This window comes from Bacteroidota bacterium, assembly GCA_019637975.1.
Classification (GTDB): domain Bacteria; phylum Bacteroidota; class Ignavibacteria; order UBA10030; family UBA6906; genus CAADGV01.
On record JAHBUR010000061.1, the window covers coordinates 1 to 11101 of the forward strand.

Below are 11101 nucleotides of genomic sequence, written 5' to 3' on the forward strand. Positions count from 1 at the left end.
TGCATTCTCCATTCTGTCAACAACGAGCTTCTTCATCATCTTAACCTCTCCTTCCGGCACTTCAAAAACCAGTTCATCATGCACTTGCAGCAACATCGTGCTTCTCACTTCCGACTTCCGAAGTGCTTCATCTATCCGTATCATCGCTATCTTGATCATATCAGCCGAGCTGCCTTGAATGGGCATGTTGATCGCCTGGCGTTCGGCGTTCGAGCGGATGGTGAAGTTGCGGCTGTTGACGTCAGGAAGATAACGACGCCGGCCTAACAGCGTGCTGACATACCCCTTGCGTCGTGCCGCATCAATGGTATCGTTGATGTACTGCTTCACTTTCGGGAAGCGGTCGAAGTAGCGTTGGATAATCTCCTTCGCCTCGCTTTGACTTATCTCCAATCTGTTCGCAAGCCCGAACGGCCCGATGCCGTACATGATGCCGAAGTTCACTTCTTTGGCTTTGCGACGCATGTCTCTCGTGACGTCATCGGGCTTCACGCCGAATACTTTGGCCGATGTTGAAGCGTGAATATCTTCTTTGTTGCGGAATGCCTCCAGCAATCCCTCATCCCCCGAAATGTGTGCCATGACCCTCAGCTCAATTTGCGAGTAGTCGGCGGACAAGATGAGGTTACTCTTCTTTCCCGGAACGAACGCCTTTCGAATTGCCCGTCCCGCCTCTGTGCGGATGGGAATATTCTGGAGATTCGGATCGGCGCTGGAGAGTCTTCCCGTCAACGCAACTGTTTGATTGAATGATGTGTGCAATCTGCCGGTTTTCGGATTGATGAGAGAAGGGAGAGCATCAACATACGTCGACTTCAGTTTCGTGAGCTGGCGATAGTTCAGCATCTTTTCGATTATCGGATGTTGACCCCGGAGAGCCTCGAGTACATTCACGTCGGTCGAGAATCCGGTTTTTGTTTTTCGAATTGTCGGAAGCTTCAGTTTGTTGAAGAGTATATCCCCCAACTGCTGCGTCGAGTTGATGTTGAACTGCCCCCCTGCGTCGGTATAGATATCTCTGATCAGGTTGTTGATCTGTCGTTCAAGATCTTTCGACATTTCAGCGAGATACGGAACGTCGAGCGCGATGCCCTCAGCCTCCATCCTCGCAAGAACAGGAATCAACGGAAAATCCACTTCCTCGCAAAGTTTCAGTTGTTCAAGCTGTTGGAGTTTGGCCTTTTGAATATTGGAAATTCGCAATGTCATATCCGCGTCTTCTGCGGAGTAGTTCGTGATGGCGTCGAGCGGCACTTCGGTGATATGTTTGAGACTTCGTCCCTTTCCGACGAGATCCTCAAACGCAATCATCCTGTAGGTCAAATGTTCCATTGCCATTGCGTCGAGGCTGTGTTGGCCGTCCGCCCGCAAGATGTAGCTTGCAACCATCGTGTCGAACGCAACGCCGGCAACTTCGATTCCGTACGATTTCATGACCAGCATATCGTACTTGATGTTCTGCCCGACTTTTTTGATAGATGGATTCGCAAGAATGGGTTTGAGTTTCTCCAGAACGGAACCTAAGGGCAGCCCCGCGCTTATTCGCGTCGGTTTGTCTGATTCAGGTTCGGGCTGTGAGAAGAGGTCTCTGACCTCTGACCTCTGATCTCCGACTTCTGAACTCACCGGAACATAAAACGCCTCCCGCTCTTTTACCGCGAAAGCAAGTCCGACCAAATCCGCCTGCAACGCATCGTTGGAGGTGGTTTCTGTATCGAAGACGATCGATGCGGCATTGCGGAGCCTTGCACAGAGTTCATCAAACTCCTTCATTGTTTGAACGCACCGATAGTTGTGCTTGTCGGAGTTGATGTCGGTTACTGACCGTTGTGCCGCGGGCTGTGTCGTTTCCTTTTCTGAAGCTGCTTGTCTTGCATTCTTTTCAATCGCCGTGGTGACAATACTCGCGAACTTGTTCGCAAGCGAGCGAAATTCCAATTCACCAAACAGTTTTGCCAAAGCGGATGTGTCGGGTGAGTTGGCTTTCAATTCATGAAAGTTGATTGGAACAGGAACGTCGGTGTGAATGGTGACGAGTTTTTTCGATAGAAACGCCAGTTCTTTGTTCTTGATAAGTTTCTCCCGAACACCCCTCTGCGGAATAGTTTCGACCTTCTCGTACAAGCCTTCAATACCGCCATATTGTTGGACGAGCGGGATTGCGGTTTTCTCCCCGATACCGGGCACGCCCGGAACGTTGTCGGACTTGTCGCCGATGAGGCCCAACACGTCTATGACCTTTTCCGGCGCGACCCCGAATTTTTCCAGTACGTCTTTTTCATCAACGACCTCCGGCTCGTCGCCTCCCTTGCCGGGTCTGAGAATTTTGATGTACGGGCTGATCAGTTGCATGAAATCCTTGTCGCCGGTAACCATGTACGTAACGACTTTCTCTTTCTCGGCACGCTTTGCAAGAGTGCCGATCACATCGTCCGCTTCGTAGCCCGGCTGCTCGATGACGGGTACCTTGAACGCCCGCACAACATCTTTCAGCAATCCCAACTGGCTTGACATATCCTCCGGCATTTTCTCCCGCGTTGCCTTGTATTCCTTGAACATCTCATGCCGGAACGTCGGCTCTTTGGTGTCAAACACAACGGCGATATGTTCGGGCTTTTCGTCTTCGAGGAGCTTCATCAGCGTGGTTGTGAAGCCGTAGATCGCGCTGGTATTCATCCCCTTGCTGTTGATGAGGGGACGTTGGATGAATGCGAAGTACGCGCGGTAGGCGAGCGCCATGCCGTCTAACAGGAAGAGCCGTTCGGGCTGCGAGATTGCAGAGTTTTTGGATTCTTTAGAGTTCATCGTGTTGGGAAGTTACCCTTCAATGTGAAAGCCCGACTCGCCCGCGTAGGTTGATTGAGGTCCAGACAGAAAGCCGTTGCAGGGAATTTCTTAGGCCAATATACAAAAAGGGAAGTTTGCTTCTTTGATTCGTTACACCGCGGGTTCGTTGCCGAGCTTATTCGGTTCGCCCGATTCTTCCTTGGGCGATTGCATATACCTCCAAATTACAAACGCAACCGCCAGAGCCAACACGCTGTTAACCAGGAACATTTCGCGAATACCCGTGTGTGCCGCCACAATTCCGCCGAGAACAGGCCCGAGCATGTTTCCGAGAATCGTCATGCTGCTGGCGATGGCGATGATGCCCCCTTTGCGCTCGGGGGGTGCATGCAGGTTGGCGAGTGAGTAGAGTGCGGGCAAAACTCCGCCGCGCCCGATCCCGAGAATCGCACGAAGAACTGCAAGCTGAAGCAGACTCGTTACCAGATTGTGGCCGATGTATGCGAGTCCCGTCAAACTCATGCCGATGAACAATCCCGTCTTGTAGCCTTTCCGATCATTCCGCTTGCCCCACCAAGGAGCAGAAATGGTTGAGAAGAATCCTGTGATGGCGAAGATGCTTCCTGCAAGCGTTGCAATATACGCCGAGTCTTTTCTGAAACTCTCGACAAAGAGGGCAAAGATCGGCTCAACCATCAGCACCGAAATTTGTCCGACGACAAGGCATAGCGCAACAAGCCGAAGCTGTGTATTTGAGAACATCAGCTTGTAATTTTCGATGACGGAGAATTGTCGACTGCTTGTATCTGCGTCTCGAATTTCCTCCACCCCGTAAACCACGGCAAATCCTCCCAGTGTGCAGAACGCCGCCGTCACAAAAAAAATCTCTCTGTATCCGATCAAATCCGCAAGCACGCCGCCAAAGAACGGGCCAAGCACAACCCCGCCCGCAGATGCAGACTGCAGCATGCCCATGGCGTATCCAACGCGATTCTTCGGCGTGCTTGTAGAAACGAGTGCAAGTGATGCGGCAATGAACCCGCTGATGGCCCCTTGGAGAATTCGAAAGAGAAACACTTGCATCACATTCTGCGAGAAACCGATTAACACTTGAGAGAGCGCAAGCCCGAACAACGCACGCACGACCATCGGCTTTCGGCCGTACTTGTCTCCCATGTTGCCCCAAAACGGGGTGAAGAAGAACGACGAAACAAACGGGCCCGCAAACACGAGTCCGCTCCAGCGAACAACTTCTGTTTCATCCGATACGCCGAGTTGCCGAAGATAAAAAGGGAGGAAGGGGACAACGAGGTTCATTCCAACCATAGCAACGAATTGTGTTGCCCAGAGAACGTAGAGGTTTTTACGCCAGAGTTCCATTCAGTCCGGCAAAAGGAGATGACGCACACACGACAATACCGAACAATGATTCAGCGCGTGCGTGGCGTTGTGGTCAGGCTTTTTGGGAGGTTCGGAAGGTGTTGTTTCCGTCATTTCTTCTTTGACTGCGCGGTTTGCCACTCGACGAAGTTCTTCAGCAGGCTGGCGCGGAACCGCGCCTCCGACGAAACACGAGTCTTGACAAAAAATTCACGCGCATCCTTCTTCCAAAAAACAACAGGCATCCATACTTCCGGCTGCATGCCGTTTGTTTCAATAAGTGTTTCGGAAGAAAGCGGATTCGAGGCGTAGAACATGTACGGGCTGTCTTTGTCGAACTTGAAGATGCGAACGGCTGAAAGACTGTCGAACGAGAACGTTACCTCGCCGACAAGGACGCCGTTCTCTTCGTACAACTTCTTCTTCAGGTTGCGGTAGCCGGGATTGTCTTTCTCGAATTTGTTTCCTTTGACGTACATGTCGATCAATTGCTGGAAGTCGTCATTCGTTATGTCCGTTGTGTCATCACTTTCCGAGATGATATTGATGAACCTGATTGTCGCTTCACCCGAAGTGCCGTTCTTGAGTTTGACATGATATTCTTTTGTTTCAACAGTAAGACATCCCGATACGATTGTCGAACCGAGCAACAGCATTATTGACAAGAGAACTGGTATCGCCGTTTTGGGAATCCTTTTCATCGCGTTTTCGTCATTTCAATGTTCAGAAGAATATACCAAATGGGTCAGGCAGTTGCAAAGCAATGACACACTGTAGTGTTCATCGGCGGGGAGACCGCTTTCTTGCACATCAGTGTGGATTGGCGTATCTTTTTTGCGAGAATGTTTTGCAGGAGCTGACTCTCATTTCTCGACACGAAAGTACATCTCAAGAAGCTTGAAAATTCTTTGCATTTCCGCTCATTTCCATCCTCGCCCGGAGACCAGGGCTTTCTCTCCGTTGGTGAGGATTGATTGAAAATCCTGTTTACATCGGCCTTGGACGCCTCCTTCATCAGGGAAGACCTGATGCTTTTGGAAAGACATTTTGAGGTCGACCATCTCTTTACTTCCGGTTTTCTTGGCGCGCTAAAAATTCCTCTCCGGGCAGCGTCATGTACTGTCACCTTCACGTGGTTTGCATCAGCATACTCCGGGGTTATTGTACTTTTTAGCCGGCTGTTCGGGAAGAAGGCCGTCGTCGTGATTGGCGGTGCAGACGTTGCCGACTATCCCGAAATCGACTACGGCATTTGGCGTTCGAAGTGGAAAGCACAATTCGTCCGCTATGCAATCCGCAACTCGGACAAGATTCTAGCCGTGGATCCGTACCTGCACAAAGAGGCGATGAGACTTGCGGCATATGATGGAAGAAACATCGAGTACGTACCGACGGGATACAACATAGAAGAATGGCTTCCGTTGGGAGAGAAGGAGACGTGCGTCCTGACCGTGGCAAAAGTCGAAAGTGAATCGCGGGCGAGAGTGAAGGGAATCGATTGCTTGCTTTCGGCGGCGGGCAAATTGCCGCATATCAGGTTTTCAATCGTCGGTGTCGGGATTCATCTGATGGAAAAGATGCGCACGTCAGCTCCTGGTAATGTTGAGTTCGTTCCGTTTGTCGAGAGGAAGGACCTTCTGAAATTCTACCAACGGGCAAAAGTTTATTGCCAACCTTCCATTGTCGAAGGTTTGCCCAACAGTGTCTGCGAAGCGATGTTGTGTGAATGTGTTCCCGTCGGCTCAAATGTCGGGGGCATACCAACGGCAATTCGAGACATCGGATTTCTTGTCCCCTATGGCGATCCTGATGCGTTGGCGAATGCAATTCAGCACGCATTGGATGCCCCGCGAAGTGTCGGTCAGGCTGCGCGCAAGTACATTGCTGAAACATTTCCGTTGCAGAGAAGGGAAGAGGCGCTTGTCCGCATTGTGAAGGAATTGAGCAAGTGAAGAGGCCGTTATCAAATCTGTTTTCTCTTCTTGCCGGGGATGTTGGAAGCCGCTTATTGGGCTTTTTGATTACTGCATATCTTGCGCGCGTGCTCGCCCCTTCGGCATTCGGCATTATCAACATAGGCCTTGCCGTACTTGGGTATCTGATGTTGTTGGGGAGTCCGGGCCTGCAACTGCTTGAAGCGCGCAATGCCGCGGCAGTTTCCGGGGCGAACGAACAGCGCGTCAACTCCATTCTCTCGCTCCGGTTGGTTCTTGCAGGAAGTCTCCTCGTACTCGTAACTCTTGCGTCATTCCTCACAATCTCAAGCAGTGAGATGCGCGAGAGTGTTGTTCTGTTCTGCGTCAGCGTGATTCCGTTGTCTCTTTTTCTCGACTGGTTCTTCCAAGGCAAAGAACAGTTCGGGCTTCTGAGCGTTGCGAGACTTGCAATGTACCTTGTGTACGGCGTTGTAGTTCTGTTGAATGTTCACTCCGCCGCCGACATCGTCTGGGTACCGGTAGGATTTGCGGCGGGAAATCTGACCGCCTCAGTACTTCTCTTTTTCGGATACAAGCAATTCGGAAAATTATCCTTCGTTTGGCAGCCCGATGAATGGAAATCCATTCTGCGTTCCAGTGTGCCCGTCGGGCTCGCGATGTTGCTCGCTCAAAGCGCCATCAATCTGCCGCCGATCGTTCTTGGCTGGTTTGCTTCCACCGCGGAAGCTGGCTTGTTCAGTGCCGCGTTGAAAATCGTATTTGTGTTGTTGATGTTGGATAGAATGGTGAATGCGCTCTTACTTCCGGCCGTTACGCGGCACTTTGTTTCCAGAAAGGATCACGTCCCTTTCTTTTTGACAGTCGTGACAAAAGTAGTCCTCATAGTCGTTCTCCCTCTGACAGTACTGGGAATCCTTTCGGCTCCGACGATCACTCCGGCTGTATTCGGCAAGGGGTATGCGGATGCTGTTCCCCTTCTTCGCATTCTGCTGGGATATTTCTTTCTCACACTTCTCAACTCTGTATTTGTTTGTTCGTTAGTTGGAGCGGGCAAGGAAAAAGAATACACTTCAGCTCTGAATGCCGGTTCTGCCATTCTGGTAACGGGAATAGTTGCGGGCGCTATCTTCTTTGGCTCGACCGGTGTCGCCGTGGGAATTGTTGCGGGTGAACTCTGCACCGTCATTTTCATGATTCGTCAAACAAGAAGGATTGTGAATATTCCCTTGTTTAGGGTGTTTGTCAGCCCCCTCATTGCCGCTGTGCTCATGGTTGCCATCGCTTTTCTTTTTGCAGAGCAACCAATCCTCGTGCAGTCCGGCGCGTCGATTCTTGTTTTTGCCGCAGTTGTTATTCTGACTCGCGGTGTTGCGCTGAAGGAAATTCAATTTCTGCGGGAGAGATTTGTATGACGCTGAACGTCGGGTTGATTTCGCCTTCGCTGATGTGGGAACAGATGTTGCTTCAGGAGGGAGTAGCGTCCCGCAGAGTCGAGTTGAACGGCGGCGATCCGGATTGCTCCGTTCTGGTTGTAAATCGTGTTCTTCAGCACTCGGAGCGTAAGTCGGTCGAGACCTATCTTTCTTCAGGAGGAGCAGTATTGGGTTTTGCCGGGCATCTTGCCGGAGTATGCAAAACGTCAAGCAGGACGGCCCGAATTGATTTCCTGACCTCCGACGTGACGGGGATCTTCTCCGATATTCATCTTCTTGATCTTGCAGTTTCCGGCGAAATTCCCCGCGAGGCAAATTGTCTTCGGACCCAACACAACGAATTTGCCGCTTACGCAGGAGAACTCGGCGGCGGATACGCAGTCATTCTGCCGTTTGATATTGCAGGGATGATGGAAGATCGACGGGCTGTTGTAAAGAATTTTTATGCCATCCGGGATCGTTTGCCATCTGAACGAGTCTCTGCCGTAGGCAAGGGAGAACTCCGACACGTGCTGCACTATGCTCTCCGTTATTTGCACCATGTGCGCAATCTGCCGTATGTTCACGTGTGGTATTTTCCTGACGGGAAGATGAATGTTTCCGCGTTCAGAATCGACAGCGACAAGGGTTCGAAGAAAGAGGTGGATGAACTCTACCATCTTGCCGTCGAGCATGATTGTTCCATGACGTGGTTTTTGGATGTGAAGAGTCATGAGGAATGGCTTCACCATTTTGCATTCCTTGCCGGACAGGAGACCGGCGTTCACTGCTACGAACATCGTACCTATGATTCGTACGAAGAGAATTTGAAGAACATCTCGAAGGCGAAGCGCAAGTTGGAACTTGCAGGAATCAGCTCGCCCGGGTTTGCGGCTCCGTTCGGAATCTGGAATACCGGATTGGCGCAGGCAATCGACAAAGCTGTCTTCGAGTACTCATCGGAGTTTTCGTATGCCTATGATACGCTTCCATTCTATCCCTCGGTGGATGGATATACGTTTCTCACGCCGCAAATTCCCGTTCATCCGATTTGCATCGGCAGCCTGCGCAAAGTCGGCTACACGAGCCAACAGATGAAAGAGTATTTCAAACGGGTCATTGACGAGAAATTGCTGAGAGACGAGCCGCTGTTTTTCTATCATCATCCCACACATCACTATCCGGATGTTGTGCGGTTCATCTTCCGGTATCTTGAAGAGAAGGAAATCGACAATATGACGATGCTCGAATTTGCCCGGTGGTGGCGGAAACGGTTGAAGTATATTTCCTCATTCAATTTCGAAGGCTCCCGACTGGCGATGCAGCCACATTCATCTGTTGACGATTCGGTGTGGATCAGAATCATCCGGCCTGACGGGGCCGAAGTTCTTGTTCAACCTTCGCTGCTCGTTGAGTTGGCACGGCTTGAATGGAATCCGCAGCGGCACCGAGCCTCGGCACCGACGGATATTCGCCGGATCCGCGAGTTCGATCCACGCGGCTTGGTTGGCGAAGTCTTCTCAGGACTTGCACAACGATTTACGAGAAAGGGGGATGGTCGCTGATGCGTGTGCATGTTGCGAGCTATCAGGCTGTGTCAATTCTACACGGCGGCCCGAATACCCAGCTTCGAAAAACGATGCAGCATATCGGTGAATTCGGAGTTGATATGCGTTTGTTCGATCCATGGGCTCATTTCAAGAAGGACGATTGCGATGTGTTCCACATCTTTGCGGCGAATGTCGGCACGTATCATCTTGCGCACGAAATTCACGTGTTAGGCATACCGATGGTTGTCTCTCCGATTTTCTTCAGAGTACAATCCCCGGCAATCATCAACTCGTTTCTGCGTGCAACTCGCGTTGCGCAGCATCTCACAAAATCCATTTGGACGGATGCAGGATTCACAGCGGAGATCTGCAACTGGTCGCGAGCAGTTCTTCCGAATTCGAAAGCGGAAGGTGAACTCATCTCCCGCAGTCTCGGCATCCCGCAATCAAAAATCACCGTCATTCCGAACGGAGTCGACGAGCGGTTCTATCATGCAGAGCCTTCATTGTTCAAGAAAACATACGGGTTGGAGAATGTCATTCTCAATGTCGGGCATATCGGCCATACACGGAAAAATGTTCTCTCGCTGATCAAGGCGCTCGGCCAAATCGATCATCCATCTGTCATCATTGGCCGGATCATATCCGGGCAGTACGGCGATGCGTGCGTTGCCGAGGCGAAGAAGCACAAACAGGTTCTGATGATCGACGGACTCGATAATAATTCCGAGATGCTTGCCTCCGCATACGCGGCGGCAGATACGTTCGTTCTCCCCTCGCTATTTGAAACGCCCGGCATTGCTGCATTGGAGGCAGGACTTGCCGGAGCGAAAATTGTCATCACTCCCCACGGCGGCACGGAAGAATATTTCGGCAAGATGGCGGAGTATGTTGATCCGCATTCAGTTGAATCCATACGAGCGGGCGTTATCAAAGCGCTTCAGGTGAAAAAGAACGATGGCTTGCGGGAACATATTCGTGCCGGATTTCTCTGGCAGCACGTTGCGAGAAAAACCGCTGCCGCTTACAGGCAGATCTCAGGGAACGATTGAATGGCAAAACGAGCTCTGTTGCTTGTCGGGTTGCTGGTAGGTGTACTGTCGTTCGTGGTGTTTGCTCCGACGCTTCACTATCCGTTCGTAAATTGGGATGACAACATCTATGTGTATCAGAATCCGCATTTCAAACCAGTAACGCTTCAAAGCGTTCTCCATTTCTTCGCCAATCCGTACTTCCGTTCGTGGACTCCGGTCACGTTTGTTTCTCATGCCAATGACGTTATTCTCTGGGATTTTAATCCATCGGGCCATCACTTGACGAACGTTCTTTTGCATAGCGTGAACGCTGCCCTCGTTTTCTGGCTCGCGCTTCACCTGATCGATGCGTTCAAGCGAAGGGGATCGGACGCCGGACAGCCTGCTGTGACGATGACGTCTTCCGTCATTTCGGGATCGGTTATCGCCGCGCTTCTGTTTGCTCTTCACCCGTTGCGTGCGGAAAGTGTTGCATGGATTTCCGACAGGAAAGATCTGCTGTGTACATTCTTCATGCTGTTGACGTCGATCGTGTATTTCACGCGAAGAGAAAATCCGTCGCGCGTTCTCGGAAGATATCCCCTCCTTCTTGCACTCTATGTGTTGTCGCTCGGCTCAAAAACCACCGCGATGATGCTTCCGGCTGTGTTCATACTTTTTGACTTGACGCTGTTCAGGCCGGGGTTCTCACGGTCAGTGAAGGAAATCTCTCCCATGGTGCTGCTGGCTGTCGGCACCGGCATTATGGCAAAGCTCGCAGCTCCGGACCTTGCAACGGAATTTGCGGCGCGAGAAAAAACTTCTTTGCAGCTATTCTCATTTCCGTTCACGGCGACGGTTTTCTATCTGAAGAACCTGATTTTTCCGCAAGAACTTTCTCCCGTCTATCATACCGACGCATTCCTTCCGGCAGCGGAAAGCCCGATGCTTGTCATTTCACCGCTCATTGTTGTGGCTGTGACGGCTTTCTTCCTGTACGAACGGCGGCAGGGTCGTTCGTA

Annotated in this window: 8 protein-coding genes; 5 read left to right on the forward strand and 3 right to left on the reverse strand. The window is 51.2% G+C overall.

All coding sequences use genetic code 11. From position 1 onward, the window contains the following. The 3 genes from polA to KF749_18255 all read right to left on the reverse strand — a co-directional run. Positions 1-2805, reverse strand: a 2805-nt coding sequence (gene polA / locus KF749_18245; GenBank protein MBX2993097.1) for a DNA polymerase I, incomplete at its 3' end; no start/stop codon positions are given. A 132-nt stretch (positions 2806-2937) separates the two neighbouring features. Further along, positions 2938-4167 carry an MFS transporter gene (locus KF749_18250; GenBank protein ID MBX2993098.1) on the reverse strand — a complete coding sequence of 410 codons (1230 nt, stop codon included), beginning with the start codon at positions 4165-4167 and terminating at the stop codon, positions 2938-2940. A 110-nt stretch (positions 4168-4277) separates the two neighbouring features. After that, entirely contained in the window at positions 4278-4868 is a 591-nt protein-coding gene (locus KF749_18255; protein MBX2993099.1) for a hypothetical protein, read from the reverse strand. A 273-nt stretch (positions 4869-5141) separates the two neighbouring features. Here KF749_18255 and KF749_18260 point away from each other — a divergent pair, with 273 nt between their 5' ends. From KF749_18260 to KF749_18280, 5 genes are all read left to right on the forward strand, one after another. Further along, complete coding sequence (locus KF749_18260; protein ID MBX2993100.1) at positions 5142-6119, forward strand: glycosyltransferase family 4 protein; 978 nt, start codon at positions 5142-5144, stop codon at positions 6117-6119. Continuing rightward, the gene (locus tag KF749_18265) at positions 6116-7516 is read left to right on the forward strand and encodes an oligosaccharide flippase family protein (GenBank protein ID MBX2993101.1); all 1401 of its coding nucleotides are present in this window, start codon (positions 6116-6118) and stop codon (positions 7514-7516) included. The genes KF749_18260 and KF749_18265 overlap by 4 nt, the downstream gene beginning before the upstream one ends. After that, complete coding sequence (locus KF749_18270; protein MBX2993102.1) at positions 7513-9081, forward strand: hypothetical protein; 1569 nt, start codon at positions 7513-7515, stop codon at positions 9079-9081. The genes KF749_18265 and KF749_18270 overlap by 4 nt, the downstream gene beginning before the upstream one ends. 29 nt (positions 9082-9110) lie before the next feature. Further along, a complete protein-coding gene (locus tag KF749_18275; protein MBX2993103.1) occupies positions 9111-10118 on the forward strand; it encodes a glycosyltransferase in 1008 nt (335 codons plus the stop codon). Next, positions 10119-11101, forward strand: a 983-nt coding sequence (locus KF749_18280; protein MBX2993104.1) for a hypothetical protein, incomplete at its 3' end; no start/stop codon positions are given.